The 17346-nt window shown below is 41.5% G+C and carries 13 protein-coding genes; 7 read left to right on the top strand and 6 right to left on the bottom strand.

The features are described 5' to 3' along the window. The first annotated feature begins 29 nt into the window (after window positions 1–29). From IPH84_10920 to IPH84_10895, 6 genes are all read left to right on the top strand, one after another. Window positions 30–2213, top strand: coding sequence for a CotH kinase family protein (locus IPH84_10920; protein ID MBK7173721.1), 2184 nt, complete (start codon window positions 30–32; stop codon window positions 2211–2213). 135 nt (window positions 2214–2348) lie between these two features. Then, on the top strand, window positions 2349–2759 hold the full coding sequence (locus IPH84_10915) for a hypothetical protein (GenBank protein MBK7173720.1): 411 nt from the start codon (window positions 2349–2351) through the stop codon (window positions 2757–2759). A 32-nt stretch (window positions 2760–2791) separates the two neighbouring features. Then, window positions 2792–3358, top strand: coding sequence for a hypothetical protein (locus IPH84_10910; GenBank protein ID MBK7173719.1), 567 nt, complete (start codon window positions 2792–2794; stop codon window positions 3356–3358). Next, window positions 3345–4118: a polyphosphate polymerase domain-containing protein gene (locus IPH84_10905; GenBank protein ID MBK7173718.1), complete on the top strand. Its 774-nt coding sequence runs from the start codon at window positions 3345–3347 to the stop codon at window positions 4116–4118. The genes IPH84_10910 and IPH84_10905 overlap by 14 nt, the downstream gene beginning before the upstream one ends. Before the next feature lie 22 nt (window positions 4119–4140). Continuing rightward, the gene (locus IPH84_10900) at window positions 4141–4824 is read left to right on the top strand and encodes a DUF4956 domain-containing protein (GenBank protein ID MBK7173717.1); all 684 of its coding nucleotides are present in this window, start codon (window positions 4141–4143) and stop codon (window positions 4822–4824) included. Then, window positions 4817–5485 carry a DUF2490 domain-containing protein gene (locus IPH84_10895; protein MBK7173716.1) on the top strand — a complete coding sequence of 223 codons (669 nt, stop codon included), beginning with the start codon at window positions 4817–4819 and terminating at the stop codon, window positions 5483–5485. Before IPH84_10900 ends, IPH84_10895 begins: the two co-directional genes overlap by 8 nt. Before the next feature lie 63 nt (window positions 5486–5548). Here the strand turns inward: IPH84_10895 and IPH84_10890 are convergent, their stop codons facing one another. From IPH84_10890 to IPH84_10870, 5 genes are all read right to left on the bottom strand, one after another. Continuing rightward, the gene (locus IPH84_10890; protein ID MBK7173715.1) at window positions 5549–5929 is read right to left on the bottom strand and encodes a hypothetical protein; all 381 of its coding nucleotides are present in this window, start codon (window positions 5927–5929) and stop codon (window positions 5549–5551) included. 69 nt (window positions 5930–5998) lie between these two features. Further along, window positions 5999–7396, bottom strand: coding sequence for a DUF4403 family protein (locus tag IPH84_10885; GenBank protein ID MBK7173714.1), 1398 nt, complete (start codon window positions 7394–7396; stop codon window positions 5999–6001). Between the two features lie 615 nt (window positions 7397–8011). Further along, window positions 8012–9358, bottom strand: a complete 1347-nt coding sequence (locus IPH84_10880) for a GIY-YIG nuclease family protein (protein MBK7173713.1) — start codon at window positions 9356–9358, stop codon at window positions 8012–8014. 22 nt (window positions 9359–9380) lie between these two features. After that, window positions 9381–10538 (bottom strand): endonuclease, encoded by a 1158-nt coding sequence (locus IPH84_10875; protein MBK7173712.1) that lies wholly within the window; start codon window positions 10536–10538, stop codon window positions 9381–9383. 14 nt (window positions 10539–10552) lie between these two features. Further along, window positions 10553–12211: an endonuclease gene (locus tag IPH84_10870; GenBank protein MBK7173711.1), complete on the bottom strand. Its 1659-nt coding sequence runs from the start codon at window positions 12209–12211 to the stop codon at window positions 10553–10555. 239 nt (window positions 12212–12450) lie between these two features. Here IPH84_10870 and IPH84_10865 point away from each other — a divergent pair, with 239 nt between their 5' ends. Next, the gene (locus IPH84_10865) at window positions 12451–12651 is read left to right on the top strand and encodes a hypothetical protein (GenBank protein MBK7173710.1); all 201 of its coding nucleotides are present in this window, start codon (window positions 12451–12453) and stop codon (window positions 12649–12651) included. Between the two features lie 214 nt (window positions 12652–12865). Here IPH84_10865 and IPH84_10860 read toward each other — a convergent pair whose 3' ends face one another. Beyond that, a complete protein-coding gene (locus IPH84_10860; protein ID MBK7173709.1) occupies window positions 12866–17338 on the bottom strand; it encodes a T9SS type A sorting domain-containing protein in 4473 nt (1490 codons plus the stop codon). Between the last annotated feature and the right edge of the window lie 8 nt (window positions 17339–17346).

The raw sequence follows: 17346 nt of genomic DNA, 5'->3' as shown, positions 1-17346 counted from the left end.
GGTTTGCTTCTTCGACAAATGCCCAGGAGGTGAATTTCTATGATGCTTCAGCTATCAATGAAATCCGCATCTCTTTCAGGGAATCAGATTGGAGACATATTCTCGATAGTTTGTTCATTAACCAGGGAGATAGCGGACGATTGATAGGTGACGTCAAGGTGAATGGTGAAGAATTTCCTGATGCCGGGATCCGGTATAAAGGGTATAGCTCCTGGAATAGTAATGAGATAAAGAATCCTTTCAATATTGATCTTGATTATATTCATGCCGGGCAGGATTATCAAGGCTTTGCTAAAATAAAACTGAGTAATGTTATCCATGATCCTTCCTTTGTCAGGGAAGTACTTTCCTATGAAATTGCTCGTCAATATATGCCTGCTCCCAGGGCAAATTATAGCAGGCTATTTGTTAATGAGGAATATATCGGACTGTATACCAATGTTGAAGCAATAGATAAAAGATTCATTACATCAAGGTTTGGATCTAATGATCGAAGCTTTTTCAAAGGGGAACCCGAAACCTTGATTTATCCTTTCGGACAGAATGCTAACCTTGCATATTCACATGGTACGGATACCAGTGGATACTTACCCTATTACAAAATGGAGTCTGACAGGGGGTGGAGTAATTTGGTCAATCTAATCAGGATACTGAACACGAATTCTGATAGTTTGGGCCAATACCTTAATATAGACAGGGCTCTTTGGATGCATGCCTTCAACTATGCGCTGCTGAACCTGGACAGTTATATAGGGTATGCACAGAACTACTATCTCTATGAAGATGAAAATGGCAGGTTTAATCCGCTCCTCTGGGATCTGAATATGTCCTTCGGAAGTTTTAGGGATACTGATGGATCTACCAATTTTCTTGGACTCACCATCCCAAAGCTGAAAACTCTTGATCCCTTACAGCACCTTAAATTCAGCATAAGTCCAAGGCCACTGATGACACGGCTGTTTGCCAATGATACCCTGAAGCGTATGTACCTGGCTCATATCCGGACAATCATCGGGGAGAACATTGAAAATGGCAATTATTATTCAAAGGCATTGTCGATGCAGGAACTTATCCGGCTAAGTGTTCAGGCAGATACAAACAAATTCTATTCTTTCCAGGATTTTATCAATAATGCAGATACAACCGTTGGAGGTGTTGGAAGCATGATTCTGTACCCGGGTCTCCGGGACTTAATGACGGCCCGTTCTGCATATTTAGCGGGTTATAAAGGAATCAGCAGTCATCCCTTAATCACTGAAATCAGGAATTCCCCTGAAATACCTCTGAAGCAACAACCTGTGGTGATTGAAGCTAAAATTGAAGATGCTTCTGAGGTGATATTGGCATATCGTTGCAAAAGGGAGGATCTGTTCACACAAGTGTCAATGTGGGATAATGGCCAATCCGGTGATGCAGTGGCTGATGATGGCTTCTTTACAGCTTCTGTTTTATTGAATGGGAATGTATTCCAGTATTACATCTATGCTCAGAATGACAGTGCCGGAGTCTTTTCCCCTCCCAGGGCCGCTTATGAGTATTATACTTTGCAACCTGCCATCGGGAAAGGCGAATTAGTTATAAATGAAGTTAGCTTAAATAATAATGAATGGATAGAAATCCAGAATCGAACCACAGAACCCATCAACCTTGAAGGCTTTAGGTTTACTTTCAGTTCTGAACTAATGGATGAATGGTTATTTCCTGATGTGGTAATTGAGGCTGGGAAATTTTTATGCGTAGATTCCAGGGATATAACAGGGAATTACCTGGATTTCTCAATTCCTGGCAAAAATTTCATCAAACTGGAGCTTGAAAATTCAAAAGAAGAGGTTATCGACTCACATATACTTACCACTGTTCCCGATTCGAGAACATTAGGCCGATACCCCAATGGTTATGGCCCTTTTGTATTTATGGAGCCTTCACCTTGTGCTAACAATTTTGTGGGCACCACTCCAACTAATGGTTTCAATGTTTATCCTAATCCCGCCTCAGAACAATTTACCATTGAATTTGTCAATCCCAGGGAAGCATACAACATTGAAATTTTTAATGCTTCAGGTCAATGCATATTTAAGGAAGAATATGATGCCAATCCTGAACACATGGATGCTGTTGCCCTGCAATATGAATGTAAAGGCTTCTCAGGGCTTTTAATAGTGAGAATCAGTGGAAACGGGTTCCAGGAAATAGAAAAGCTGTTGGTGAGGTAAGGATATGAGCATGAAACGAAGGCTCCTGGATACTGTCTGCCAATTGGCGGATGAATTCTGAATTCTTTTTGCGCTTCATTTTAATAATTTTAGACAGTTTCTAAACCAACTTTTTAAAATGTCAATAAGGAAAATATGATTTCATTAAAGAAAAAACGGATAGCTGTCGGCTTATTGCTCATCTTTGTCATCGTTTTTCAATCCTGTAGTAAAGAGCCGGGTTCTGGAGGGAGTTCAGGAATTTATGGCAAGGTGTATGTGAGGGATTATGATGAATTCTTTACAACTTTGCACGAAGAATACTATGGTCAGGAAATAGATGTATACCTGATCTATGGTGACGATCGTTCTTATAGTGACCAGGTTAAAACAAATTATGACGGTAGCTTCGAATTTAAATACCTTCGTCCTGGTGAATACCATCTATTCTGCTATTCTGAAGACTCAACCTTGCAAACCCGCGCGCTAATACCGGTAATCAGGGATGTAACCATCAGCAGGAATAAAGAAAGTATTGAAGTCGAAGATATTACCATCTTCAAGTAATGGGATTTATTAATAATACCAAGCAATCATAAATGAAAAATATCATCATCTGTTTCTTTCTTCTTTTCAGTGGACTCTTGACATTTGCACAGGGTAGTAAAGAAATAAAACTCAACAAAATAAAATCAGTGACTACCTGGCAATCTGATACTGAAGAAGGGTCTGCCGAGCTGGTCAAAGAGTCTTATGATGAGTTTGATAAAAACGGGAATCCTGTTCTTGAAATTAACTATAAAAAAGATGGGACAGTTGATCATAAAAAAACCACGAAATACGACAGGAAGCAGAACAAAATCGAAGAAATTGAGTATGAGGGAGATTTTGTGATCAAATCCCATAAAGCCTACCTCTACAATACCCTTGGGAAAAAAACAGATGAAAGGGAATATGATCCTTCCGGGACTTTGATTCAAACGACTAGTTTTAGTTATTATCCCGATGGGGAAAAGAAATCAGAGACAACTACAGACGCAAAGGGAACAGTCCTTAAATTGGTTGAATATAAATACAACTCCAGGCAACTTAAAATTCAAAAGATCAGCCAGAATAAAGAGAAAAAGTCTGAGGCAATCAAGAAATGGAGTTATGAATATCACTGATCCAATGGAGGATATTTCCCCAATCCTGGCATTATTTGAGCCCATCAGTCTGGAAGAGATGGACCGTGCAAAGCTATTGGACAGGATGGACCTCAAATTTATCTTTCAACGAAGCCTCCTTCCTGAAATTCTCCGGAATTGCCAGGAGAATTACAAGGTATTATCGATAAAAGAAGAACGCTTCAGCCGGTATGAGACACATTATTTCGATACGACTGATTTCTCAATGTACATCCAGCACCATAATGGGAAATTGAACAGGCATAAAGTGAGGTATCGCAAATATGTCGATTCAGGCCTGTGTTTCTTTGAAATAAAATTTAAAACAAATAAAGGACGCACTATAAAGGACCGGGTGAAGGTTAAAGAGTTGAAAAGTAACATTGAGGGAGCTTCTGAACAATTGCTTATTAAAAAAACTGATTTTGAAGCCACAGCACTTGTGGAATCACTGAAAGTAAATTATAACAGGATAACACTTGTCAATAAGAACCTGTCTGAAAGGGTAACCATTGATGTATCCCTCAGCTATGGTACACAGCCGAATTGTTGCGAATATCCAGGTATTGTCATCGCTGAGGTGAAACAGGAAAAAACATCACGTTCACCGATGATCTCCGTCATGCAATCACACCACATCCATCCACTCTCTTTAAGTAAATATTGCCTGGGTATTGCCAGCATGAACCAGGACATAAAAAGTAATAACTTCAAACCTAAACTTCTCCATGTTAAGAAATTATCAAATAACCAGGAATAGCGCCAAGTTACTGTTTCTGATCATGTTATTGTTTGCAACACCCTCTTTTGGACAGTCGCTTTCAGCTATTGAATCAGAAATCCTGGCAGAAGAAACAGATAGCAAGGATGCTAAAGCCGAAGCAAAGAAAAAAGATAAGGACATTATTGAAATCAACTCCCGCTTCTTTATAACTCTTGGAATTGATGTTGCTGCTGTCTTACTGATCATATTGGTGGTCTATTATCCCAATTACAGGAAAATGGATACCATCTTCACTTTTATTCTCTTTAACATTATAATATTCCTTTTAACCTTTGTGCTGAATAAGGTCAAAATATCCATGGGGGCGGCATTCGGTTTGTTTGCCGTGTTTTCCATGCTTCGATACCGGACTGCCGGAATTGGAATGAAAGATATGACTTACCTCTTCATCTTTATAGCGCTTGGATTGCTGTCAGGTATTCAGCTTGAATATGATGAACTGGGAATCATTTGTGGAATCATCTTCCTGGTCACAGTTATCATGGACACCAAGCTGCTGCTTCGAAGAGAACAAAGCAAAAATATACAGTTTGAGAAAATTGATCTTGTAAAACCGGAACACCATGCGCAACTCATGGAAGAACTGAGGTTTCGCACCGGGCTGAATATTCATCGTATTTCAGTAACCAAACTGGACTATCTGAAGGATATTGCCTCTATCCGAATCTATTATTATGAGTAAAACGCTCCTCCCCTTTATCCTGCTTGTATTAATCCTGGCATCTGTCAATGGATATGCCCAGGTGAATGATGCCGGACTATGGGTCTCCGGTACTGCACAGAAAAACCTTTCAGAAACCTTTGCCATTCAATTGTCACAGGAAGTAAGAATCATGGAGAACATTACCGAAGCAAGTACTGTGTTTACTGACCTGGGAGTTGATTATAGAATCAGTAAACCCTTGAAATTATCCATTCATTACAGGCATACTTTTGATAGAAGACTTGATGACAGTTATGAACGAAAATCAAGGTTTTATGCCGATTTAAGCGGCCGTATTAAACTAAAACCAATTGTTCTGCAAGTCAGGGAGCGAATTCAGACAGAATTTGTGCCTGTTAATACCAGGGAAAATGCTACACCAGAATGGTACTCCAGGACCAAAGCTCAAATTAAGCTTGATCTTGACAAGAACTGGTCCCCTTACCTGTTTTCCGAAGGCTTCACAGCTCTCAACCCTGGATCAGATTTACTAATTGACAAAATAAGGTTTGGAGGAGGTGTGGAAGTTCAAATTCTAAAAAAGCACACTATTGATGCTGCTTATATGATTCAATCAAAGTTTCAGGATGAAAGGGAGAATGATTTTATTATCGTTGTCGGGTATTCAATTATGCTTTAGTGTCATGCATAAAAAAAGCCTCCTAAAAAAGAGGCTAATCAAAAGTCTATGATATAACTATTACTAAACCACTTTCAGTTTTTTAACCTTATTCACAAATTCATCCTGCTCCATAATCTCTTTTTGAGCCAATAACCTGATAACACGGTTCCTGTGGATGAGATGTTTCATAAATTGGTAATTCCCGGCTCCTTTAAGGAACTTCATCATGATTTCAGTTGTCTGAAGTTCAGCCCGCTCTTTTGCAGCTTTAATAATCTCTGAGTTTACCCGGAATGCGTATTCACATAATCCTAGGTCAACAATGTCTTTAATCTGCTGACGCAGATCGGCATTTACCTTTATGGCTTTCTGAAATAAAGAGAAAGAAATTTTCTTTCCTTGTACAAGGTTACAAACGCCTTCCGGATAACGGTCTCCTGATAGATAGTCAACTTGTTTCATGGTTTGGGATATTTGCTTTCTAGTTTATTGCCCCAGGACCATTTTGTAATATTTATTTTGAAAAATTTCTTAATTATTTTGTAATCCAACATGAACTTTGCCTTCAATCACTACAGGAGCAATGATTGCCTGCTTACTTAACACAGGCTGCATAACCTCCATTTTAAGTAATTGCCCTCCCAGATAAAAGCCTTCTGCCAGTTCATAATGTTTAAGGTTTTCTTCTAATAAATCATAGGTGTTCCTTAAATCTCCTCCCACCGGGTATACCATCTTCTTTTCAAGAATTCTTTCAATCCCGCCATTAGCAAGCCATGTTGCTGACTTAAGCAATACATTCCTGGTTTTCAGATGGAAATCCAGGTTCGAAAGAATTATAGATGAATCAGCCGCCCTGTATACCGGTTTGCCGGCAAAATAAAGCTTGCCTTTAATGCTTCCTGTAACATCTGTCTCAACTATGAGTTTATCTTCTCCCGAATAAACATTAACCCCGGTGATAGTAAGGTTTTTCTTACCTACGGTATAGGTAGTGTTGACCAATAGTGCTTTTGAAATGGAATCAATATATTCATATCCTATATAAGAAGTCAGGTTGATAATAAAGTTGTCGCTTAACTTCGAAACAGGGGTTAGGTCAGGTAATGTCTTATTAACATTATATGACGGCTCTTTTCCTGTAAAGCACTCAGCTACTGCCTGAATGGAAGAAGTATGGCGGATAAACCCTTTGCTGCCGGTTATAGGGGCTGCTGAAATTGATTTAGGGGTTACTTTGAGCCAAAGCTTATAGTCTTTATCCAGGAGCATGGGTTTCTGAATATCAATCCAGGCTTGCTGAACGTTTGTTTTAAGATCGAGGCTTGACTTCATTCCCTCATCAATGGCAGTGCTAATAGTCTCCATATTATACTTAATGATAAGGTCAGCAATAAAGGTTATGGGCAAATCAATGGGGCCTAGCTTCAATACAGGTTTGCTGATCCAGCGATATCCATCAGAAACAGTCTTTGTATTGATCGTCCAGTCTTTGTTGACACCTACCCCGGTATGAAAATCAAGGGAAATCTCTGCATTCACCTCTTTGTAATCTGAAAGTGAAATTCCAAATTTCTCTATCTTCCACCCCGCCTTGATCCATAATTTTAATGGTACCGTGTAAATAAACTGCCCTTTGTCGAAAGAGAGCTTTATGGCGTCTTTTTTCCAGGCTTTTACCATCAGGTTATCGCCACCATTATCGTCCAGGCTGTTGTCTTCATAAATCAACCCGGTCAGCTGCCGATTCAGGAATAATTCCAGTTCCGGTATCTTCATTTCTATGGGAACATTGATCAGGGAAGGCTCGGGTTGATATTTGAATTCCTGATAGGATACCATTGGTTTTTCAGGCAAGAGTGCACTTTTGCAAGATGAAAAAAGACTGATAAATATCAGGAACGACAAGAGATGTAAACAATATTTCATTTCCTTTCATTTTATGCAAAAGTAGGTTGAAGGGAGCATAACAGGAATAATAAACAGATAAATTAAACGGAATATTTGTTAAAAAACATGATAATTTGTCAAAAGTTTAATCTCACCAGCATTCTCTTACCTGGTGAACCAGATCGCAAAGGGTTTTTATGAAAACTTCTCCCGCTTCAATGATAAAATCACTCAAAATGGTTCAATTTGGGAAAACAAAAAACCGGGACTACTAATCCCGGTTCTTGTCAATATGGGGTTTCTGGTTATAGGTTACAAGTTAAATCCTGAGATTCTGATATTTATAGAAAACAAGATTAATTTCTTATGTATGTTTTGATCTTTTTTGTCCGAAACAGGGCAAATAAACACTTTTGTGATGCCTATAATGACCAATATTATGCCATGAATTGTATTCATTTGTTTGTCATAATATTACCCATTTGGAAAGAGGAAACATTCTATGATTTTGTCCCAATATTAGAATTTTTGTTTCCAGAATGGCAAAGAAATTTATCTGAAAAGTCTATATTAGGGAATGAGTCATAGCTATTCGGTAATCAAGTAAAAATGAGAGGCATATGATATAGCCTTGAGTAGTAAGAAATTTGAATTTTAAAATTTAATAAATTTTAATCCTCTTCGGGTGCGGGTGTATTGTCGGATGATCTGTTGAATATCCCTGTTATCCTGGTACCTTTTAATGCAATCCAGAATTATGTCCTTCTGATAGGTAGATCCATTTTTCTCGAACCAACCAAATCCGGTATATTTCCCGTTTTCGATGAGTATGGCAGATTTCTCATCCTCATTCCGTCCATTATCAATAATCAGGACATTCTTCCAGGGGTGCTCATAGAACGCCAGGGCAGCATTAACCCTGACATTGTAAGCGTCCGGACTTTCAGCACCAATACAGGCTCCGTTACATTGTCCGATAGAATGGTGAAAACAGGCCCCCTGACTTTGATATAATCCGCTTAGTTTCTGGCAAAGCTGGAATTTTGTTACCAACTGGTGCAAAGTATTGTTGGCTTCATTTAGTGATAAGAAAACCGTTATGGGATTGGATGAAGGAGTCAGCTTACTTACCTGGAGGTTTAAATATCCTGCATGATTTAGATAGGTGTTCAACCCGTATTTATAGAGTGTCCTCCTTTGTAGTCGGTTGAATAAGGGAAGATGTTTCTTGATTTCATCTGATTCCAACAGCAAAGCAATAAGTTCGCTACCCGTTTCTTCAAAACTGATATCAGCGATCCTGCCGGTCATTTCAAAGGTCTTAGGCGACTGTGTATTTGTGAAATGAGATAATATCCTGGTACGTATATCTTTACTCTTACCGATATAAATGATCTTCCCGCTATCATCGTGGAAATAATATACACCCGGAGAATGTGGGATCCTCGAAAAAACGGATTTATTTAGAGATGGATTCAGTATTTGTGGATTCACCCCATTCAGAGTGGGATCGGCTTCGAGTAGTTTCTCAAAAACTTTCACTGTGGCAAGAGCATCTCCGGCAGCCCGATGCCTGTTTTCAATCCGGATATCCAGACTTTCACAGAGGTTGCCAAGAGAATAGGATGTAAAACCCGGAAGTAATTTTCGCGAGAGTTTCACAGTACAGAGCGTCGGACGATAATACTTATATCCCAGATTGAGAAACTCATGCCTGATGAAACTGTAATCAAAGATTGCATTATGGGCGACAAAAATGCAGTCTTTTGTAATTTCAATGATGTTTTTGGCTACTTCATAAAATTTTGGCGCATTCAGCACCATTTCATCTGAAATGCCTGTTAGCCTGGTAATAAAGGGAGGGATTTTCTTTTCAGGATTCACCAACGTGGAATACTCCGCAATGACCTTCTGACCATCATGAATATAAATGGCTATTTCTGTAACTTTTTCATTAACAGCACTTCCCCCTGTGGTTTCAATATCGATTATGGCGAACATCCCGCAGCAGTATATTTACAACTCAGGGTTGTGTCGTTTGTTGAAATTGCGGAACATTGTCGGTTTTATAGTTGATGCTACTGCCTGAACCAGTATAAGCAAAGAGTTTGAAAAAGTAAGTAGTTCCAGGCGTTAAATCCATGAACCAGCAACCTTGTAATGAATAGGCAACATTTTTCTCAGTTGGAGAATTGATAACAGGAACCCCATCAATTGGATCCTGGATGTCATTAAATCCAAGACTGCTCATTCTCATCAGGTAACCTTCGGGAATGATCGGTCCTGTTGCATCTGTCCATTGAAGAAAGATATTATGGGCTGAAAAGTTTGAAGGATAATTCGATGGTTCCGGGGAGGTGCCAGTATTGCTGCCCCAAATGGCCTGGGCATATTCCGGATGATCTACAAAAGGATTGCGGTTATGTTGAATTAAATAAATGGCTTCATTTCTGTCAATCTCTTTCTGTGAAACAGGGTCCTGTTGAGCCCAGAGCATCATCAGATCCTGGGCCCAGGGTAAAAGCTGGGACCCGGCAGCAGCAGCACTTCCTGGCCAGCTTGCACCTTCTGCTAAGTATCGGGTTGAAACATAAAAATATATCCTTGCAAAATCACCTTTATATTCATCCCGTGGTTCAAATACAGTGGAATAATAGCCAGGTGATACACAGGGCCCTAGTTTTCCCCCATTCAGAGAGGTATTTGTTGGAATATTGACTTCGCCATATGGATAATTGGAACGCATATTATTAACATATTGATCGGCTGGAACCAAAAGGAAGAGATCGGAATACATGGGGTAAACTTCACCTCCAAACCAGCTCTTAGGCCAGGAATGTTCCCGGCTGTAACATTGACCTTCGGCTGTTACACCACCAGTTCCGCATTGATCAGAACCCATCAGATATACATATGGTGGATTGCCATTGGGAGACCCATCAGGAATGTCAGAATACATATCCCAAACAGTTCCATTGGGCTTATCATCAGTAGTATAATAAGCATTCCAAACCCCGGGAGTATAGGTGAGTACAGTGTGATTATCAATTATATTATAAAGAGCAGCCTGAAGGGCTGTTCCTGTCAGGCCGGTAGCCGCATTATAGTATCCAGGTGGAATGACTGCCTTAGCCTGGTAAAATGTCAGGGCTATCAGTAGGAGGAAAATACTCTTTTTCATTGGACTGTCAGAAATTATGGTGAAGTTAATTGCTGAACTTCCGGAATCAATCCATCAGTCTTGTAATTGATACCACCACCACTGCCTGAATACCCAAAGATCTTGAAATAATAGGTAGTATTGGGAGTGAGGTTCGAAAACCAGGCTTTTTGCGCACCATAGGGTACGTTGAGGTCTGTGGCTGAATTTAGCACAGGAGTACCATCTACAGGGGTTTGTATATTGCCAAATCCCACGCTGCTCATCCTGATTAGGTAAGCTTCGGGCACATTGATACCAGAAGCATCAGTCCAGTGAAGAATGATATTGTAAGCTGAGAAATCAGCAGGATACTCACTGGGCTCTGCCTGAAGATTTACAGTCACAGGATATATTGTTGCAGCTGCAGCTGTACATCCGTTGCTGTTCTGGTAGTTCACTGATATGCCATAGTTCCCGGTTTGAGTCCAGGTTACAGTTGCACTGCTATTTGTACTTCCACCTCCGGATGTGATTGTTCCACCAACAGGCAAAGTCCACACATAGTTGGTCATGGCTGCCTGGGTTGTGTAAACATATCCTGCAGTATTTACAGTAACTGATGAAGGTCCGGATATTACCGGAACAGGTAAAGCATTTACAGTTACATTGTAAACTGTAGGTGAAGGAGCCGCATATCCTCCAGTATTTGTATAATTCACTGAAACGGTTTGTGCTCCAGCAGTATTCCATGTAACTGTAACTGTATTGCTGCCCGCTCCCCCGGCAGTGATCGTTCCGCCTGCAGAAATGATCCAACTGTAGTTTGTCTGACCCGATTCAGTGGTATAGACGTTACCTGTTGCGTTTTTACATAAGGAAGCAGGGCCCGTGATCGTTGGTGTGGGTTGATTAGCTCCAACTCCCCATACCTGGTATACATATTCAGGATGGTCAATATATGGATTACGGTTGTGCTGAAAACTGGTATAAATATCGTTATTCCTGTCAATTTCCTTCTGACTCACAGGATCGGCAATATGCCATTCACCCAGCATATTCAAGAACCAGGTTTCAAATACGGGATAAGAGTTTGGCAACAAAATGGCTTCAGCATTGGCATCATTGGAATGCCAGTTAGCAATCAGGTTTTCATACCTTGTAGCCATATAGAAGTAGGTCCTGGCAAAATCTCCTTTATATTGATCTATGGGTTCAAATACAATTCCCGTATAACCTGGATAATTGCAAGGGCCTCTTTTGGATCCATTTCCAGTAGTAATTGTCGCTGTACCTACTGTGCCGTAAGGATAGTTATCGCGGATCCCATTAACTTTACCATCTGTGGGATAAACATGAAACATGTCACTCACCATAGGTGAACTACTATTAAACCAACTTTGAGGGAAACTGTGCTCCCGGTTGTAGCAGTCACATTCCACCTGATAGCTGCCGCATTGGTCACTTCCAAAGGTAAAGGTGCAATTGGAATACATATCCCAAACATGACCGGTGGCATCATTATCTGTCGTTTGATAGGCCGTCCATAACCCATCATAACTTACTATTGTATGGTTTTTAATGATATTATACAACGCCGTCTTCAAGGCGGTGTCGCTGAGCCCTATTGCAGAATTGTAATATCCGGTTGGGATTTGGCTTTTCACACTCAGACTGACGAGTAAAAAGAGCAGTAAATAGTAATATCGCTTCATAAATTGGTTGTTCTTTCTGCCTGAACTAAAGTTTTGGGAAGTCTTCCGGGTTGGCAGATGTGTAAAGTATAAGGGTTGGGTCTTTGATACTGTTAATCAGATCAATCTGCAAAAGTAATAAAGTCTTTTGATAGAATCATCAATTGAATATTCATCGACTGTGTCTGCATCTGTTTTTCAGGTCGGAATGAATAATTTTTAACCCATTTCCTTATCTTTACTTATCAAATAATTTATTTATGAAAAATTTATTTAAATGGTTGGCCTGGGCCAGCGGCGCTATTGGAATGATCCTTATGTTACTTGGAATTATTGCTGTACTTGCAGGAGATAGATTCCTGGGACATTTCTGGTCTAATTATTTCTACCCGGCCTATAATTTCATATTATTGGGAATCTTCTTCTTCCTGGCCTTACTAGTGAAAAAAGGTAAACAGTAGTCAATCTTTTCTAAAAGAATTTCTGAATTTGTCCTTTCCTGCCTTTACTTTTAGGTGAAATGTTTGTGGCGTTTAACATTCAACCACAAGAGTTCCTGTGATTCATAGAAGCAATTAAATTAATTCGTGGAGAAGATTTCTGTACTCACCGGATTAAAAAGACAAAGGCTGCCCATTTAAGGCAGCCTTTGCATAAACCGGGGTTTTAAGCCCTTTAGTTGATAACTACCTTGCGGATGATTTGAGTGTTACCGCTGAGCAGTACCACTGAATAAATACCCTTAGGCATCCTGGAAAGGTCAATTTCCTGTTTGAGGCTTCCGTCTACTTCAACGCCCTTTCTTTCATAAACAACCACACCCAGGTTACTCATGATGCGGATGTCGAACATCTCTCTCGATGAGCTGGTTACTCCCAGTGTGAATTGTCCATCATTGGGGTTTGGATAAACTTCCACTTTCTGCAGTTTTACCAGTTCATTCACCCCTACGGTGTATACAACCAGGAGTCCTTCTGAACTTTCTGAAGTACATCCGCTCAGCGTTACAACCACTGAATAGGTGCCTGTCTCCAAAACTTCATAGGTCTGTGCTGTTGCTCCGGTGATCAGAACACCATCTTTATACCACTGGTTGCCTGCAGGTGAACTGCTGGTCAGGATATAACCCACGCGGGTAATGGTTGGGGTAGCTGGTATCGGGTTAACAGTTACTGACAGGGAAGAGGATGTGCCCAGTCCGCAGGCATTGCTGCCGGCTACTGTTACAAGCCCTGATACTGCTGTACTGCCATAGTCCACCGTTATGCTGGTGGTTGTAGCTCCTGTTACAATGGTTGCTCCTGTGGGAACAGTCCAGCTGTAAGAAGTAGCACCGCTGATAGCTGTGGTGGTATAGGTCACACCTGAGGTACCCTGGCATAGGGTAGTGGTTCCGGTGATAGTTCCTGCTGCTGATGGCACCGGACTTACCGTTACATTAAATACGGTTGGTGCTGCTGCGCTGCATCCTGAGGCATTGGTATAGCTTACACTTACGAATTTCGCCCCGGAAGTAGTCCAGAAAATCATTACTTCATTGCTGCCGGTTACCCAGGTCATGGTACCACTGCCCGGACTCATTGCCCATACATAGTTGGTCATTCCTGGTTCGGTAGTATAGGTGTAATAATCTGAATCTTCACAAACTGCATTGTCTCCGGTAATGGTTGGTACTGGTAAAGCGCCTACGCTTACATTGTAAACAGTAGGTGTGGCTGCTGTACATCCGTTACCATTGGTGTAAGATACACTTACGGTCTGTGCACCTGATCCGGTCCAGCTTACTGTTACGGTATTATCCGTTGCTGTACCTCCGGCTGTGATAGTACCTCCGGCTGATACGGCCCATACATAGGCGGTCATACCGGCCTGGGTTGTATAAACATTACCGGTTGCTGAAGAACAAATCGAAGCAGGGCCGCTGATCGTTGGCACCGGAGCTGCATTTACTGTCACTGCATAAGCTGGTGACAAGCCACCATTACCATAGATATTGGTTCCATAAACAGTGATATTTCCTGATACTGCTGTATATCCAAAATCAACTGTGATGCTGTTGGTATTGGCACCGGTTGCAATGGTTGCACCGGCTGGCAGATTCCATACATAGCCTGTTGCATTAGGAATTGGAGCTACACTGTAAGCTACACCCATAGTACCCTGACATACTGTTGATGTTCCTGTGATGGAACCGGCAGTTGGAGGAATGGATATAACGGTGACAGGATAGGAAGTAGCCGTTGTGGCATTACAGCCATTGGCATTGTTGTAGTTGACAGATACTGTTTCTGCTCCTGCTATATTCCATAGGATGGTGACGGTATTGCTGGTGCTGGTTCCACCGGCTGTAATGGTTCCACCGGCTGAAACAGTCCATACATAGTTGGTCATACCGGCTTCTGTGGTATAAACATGGGAGGTTCCAACACCTGCTGGTGTGGTGCCTGTGATCGTTGGTACAGGTTGTGCATTAACCGTTACATTCTTAACAGTAGCACTTGCTGCTGTACAGGAGTTGCCATTGGTGTAATTTACACTTACGGTCTGGGCTCCGGCTGTATTCCAGGTTACTGTAATAGCATCAGTGCCTGCTCCGGCAGTGATGGTTCCGCCTGCTGATACAGTCCAGGTGTAACCTGTCATACCTGCTTCGGTGGTGTATACATTACCGGTGCTTGAAGCACAAACGGGCGATGGGCCTGTAATAGTGGGTACTGGTAAAGCATTCACCGTTACATTATAAACGGTTGCTGAAGGTGCTGTACAGCTGTTTGCATTGGTATAGTTCACACTTACCGTCTGGGCACCTGCTGTATTCCAGGTTACCGTGATGGCATTGGTGCCAGCGCCGGCTGTGATGGTACCACCTGCTGATATATTCCAGGTGTAGCCTGTCATACCTGCTTCTGTAGTGTAAATAGCGGTTCCGCTAACACAAACTGATGCCAAACCACTGATTGTAGGCACTGGAAGAGCGTTTACAGTAACATTGTAATCTGTGGCTGCAACAGCAGTACAGTTGTTTACATTGGTATAGTTCACACTGACCGTCTGGGCACCTAAAGCAGTCCAGTTAACAGTAACAGTATTGTCGGTGGCTGTGCCTCCGGCGGTAATAGTACCCCCGGCAGATACAACCCAGCTATAACCTGTCATTCCGGCTTCTGTAGTATAAACTGTGCTGCTGTTAAAACATACAGAAGCTGGCCCGGTAACTGTTGGAACAGGTAATGGATTAACTGTTACATTATAAACTGTTGCTGCTGCTGCAGAACATGTGTTGATATCTGTATAGTTTACATTTACTGTCTGAGCTCCTGCTGTTGTCCAGCTAACCGTAACGGTATTATCGGTGGATGTACCACCTGAGGTAATAACTCCACCTGCTGAAACATTCCATACATAATTGGTATAGCCAGCTTCTGTTGAATAAACATTACCTGTGGTATTTACGCACATAGAGGCTGGTCCGGCCAATGTTGGTGCGGGTAATGGATTAACGGTCATGGTAGTAGTGGCGGAAGTAGCCGGGCTACCTGTTGTACAGGAAAGGCTGGATGTCATCATTACATAAACCTGGTCATTATTGGCAGGAGTATATGTGAATTCATTTGAATTTGTGCCAGATGGTGTTCCATTTACATACCATTGGAAAATTGGTGTTGCTCCGCCATTAGTAGCAGAAGCAGTGAATGTTACAGACGTTCCGGCACAAACTGTTGTAACAGGAACTATATGGGATACGCTTGCTGGAACAGGAACATCAACGGTCATTGTAACAGTATTGGATGTCACCGGGCTTCCGGTAGCACAAGCAAGGCTGGAAGTCATGATTACGTATACCTGGTCTCCCGTAGCAGGAATTACACTAAAGGTACTTTGATCCAGACCAGCAGTTGATCCATTGAGATACCATTGATAGGATGGTGTTCCGCCATTGGTTGGAGTCGCGGTGAAAGTTACTGTTTCAGAACCACATGATGGATTAGCACTTGCAGCTATTGAAACACCGGCAGGGCCTGAAGCCACTACTGACATTGTGATAACATTTGAGGTGGCAGGATTTGAAGATAGGCATCCACCAAGATTGGACGTCATCACTACTGAAACCTGTTCAGCATCCAGAGGAACATAGGAGAAATTATCTGCATTGGTTCCGACAGCTGTCCCGTTTACATACCACTGATAGGTAGGAGCTGCACCTCCATTGGTTGGAACAGCTGTAAAGTTAACAGTTGTACCTGAGCAGACATTGGTGGAGCTGGCTGAAATGGCTACACTTACAGGAATAGCAGGGATTTCAGTAATAACAGCACTGCCAAGCATATCTGTGGTTCCAATAGTATTGGTACCGCTAATGGTATAGCTACCAGCAAGCTGAGGTCCAAAAGTTATGGCTGAACCTGTACCGGCAACAGTAGTAGGCTGAGCCACTAAATCCTTGTAAAGAGTATAGGTGACGCCAAGTTCTGAATTATCCAGTCCTACTGGAGCTCCGGCAGTACCCTGACAATAGGAATCTGTGCCTGTTACATTATAAGCAGTAGGTGGTAATGGAGGGTTAAGAGTTGGATTAACCAGGTTTGTTGTAGTATGGGATGCTTGAACAGTAATATCAGTATTGATAGTACCTACATAAGCGAACATCTTTGTTTGATAACCATTGGTAAGGCTAAAACTCCAGGTAAGGTTAGGTTGTGCTGTGGCAAAAGGTACGGAATTGATCACCCTGATCCTGATATACTTTGTGCCGGGGGCTACATTGGAAATAATGGATGCAGTAGTTGCTCCAGGAGGAGCTACCGGGGTTACAATAATACAGTTTTTCAGATCATTGAAAGAGAATTTCTCAGGTCCCGGAACCTGGGCAACATTTGTGAGCGTTGAACTTCCATCAACAGGTTCTACAGTGATGGTTCCACCATTCTTAATGGCAGGATTAACATTAATCCCCATTTGGAATTGTGCCAGTTTAAATACATTGACTCCGGTCCTTTGGATGTAAACATCAAACTCATAAACAGTTTGAGACACCTGAACATCATTCCTGAGAGAACAAATGTAGGTAGGTGTTTGCGCCACAGATCTGAAACCAATCAAGGTCAACAGGCCCATAACTAAAAACATCAATAGTTTTTGTTTTTTCATACGTAATT

It is taken from the genome of Bacteroidales bacterium (assembly GCA_016707785.1).
Classification (GTDB): domain Bacteria; phylum Bacteroidota; class Bacteroidia; order Bacteroidales; family UBA4417; genus UBA4417.
The sequence above is the reverse complement of the archived record's forward strand: the minus strand, read 5'-3'. Positions and strand labels throughout refer to the sequence as shown.

Coding starts and splice junctions, on each gene's coding strand:
- IPH84_10890 (MBK7173715.1), bottom strand. CDS start 5,929: ATGAAACAAGTTGACTATCTATCAGGAGACCGTTATCCGGAAGGCGTT.
- IPH84_10900 (MBK7173717.1), top strand. CDS start 4,141: ATGTTATTGTTTGCAACACCCTCTTTTGGACAGTCGCTTTCAGCTATT.
- IPH84_10880 (MBK7173713.1), bottom strand. CDS start 9,358: ATGTTCGCCATAATCGATATTGAAACCACAGGGGGAAGTGCTGTTAAT.
- IPH84_10860 (MBK7173709.1), bottom strand. CDS start 17,338: ATGAAAAAACAAAAACTATTGATGTTTTTAGTTATGGGCCTGTTGACC.
- IPH84_10905 (MBK7173718.1), top strand. CDS start 3,345: ATGAATATCACTGATCCAATGGAGGATATTTCCCCAATCCTGGCATTA.
- IPH84_10865 (MBK7173710.1), top strand. CDS start 12,451: ATGAAAAATTTATTTAAATGGTTGGCCTGGGCCAGCGGCGCTATTGGA.
- IPH84_10915 (MBK7173720.1), top strand. CDS start 2,349: ATGATTTCATTAAAGAAAAAACGGATAGCTGTCGGCTTATTGCTCATC.
- IPH84_10875 (MBK7173712.1), bottom strand. CDS start 10,538: ATGAAAAAGAGTATTTTCCTCCTACTGATAGCCCTGACATTTTACCAG.
- IPH84_10910 (MBK7173719.1), top strand. CDS start 2,792: ATGAAAAATATCATCATCTGTTTCTTTCTTCTTTTCAGTGGACTCTTG.
- IPH84_10895 (MBK7173716.1), top strand. CDS start 4,817: ATGAGTAAAACGCTCCTCCCCTTTATCCTGCTTGTATTAATCCTGGCA.
- IPH84_10885 (MBK7173714.1), bottom strand. CDS start 7,396: ATGAAATATTGTTTACATCTCTTGTCGTTCCTGATATTTATCAGTCTT.
- IPH84_10870 (MBK7173711.1), bottom strand. CDS start 12,211: ATGAAGCGATATTACTATTTACTGCTCTTTTTACTCGTCAGTCTGAGT.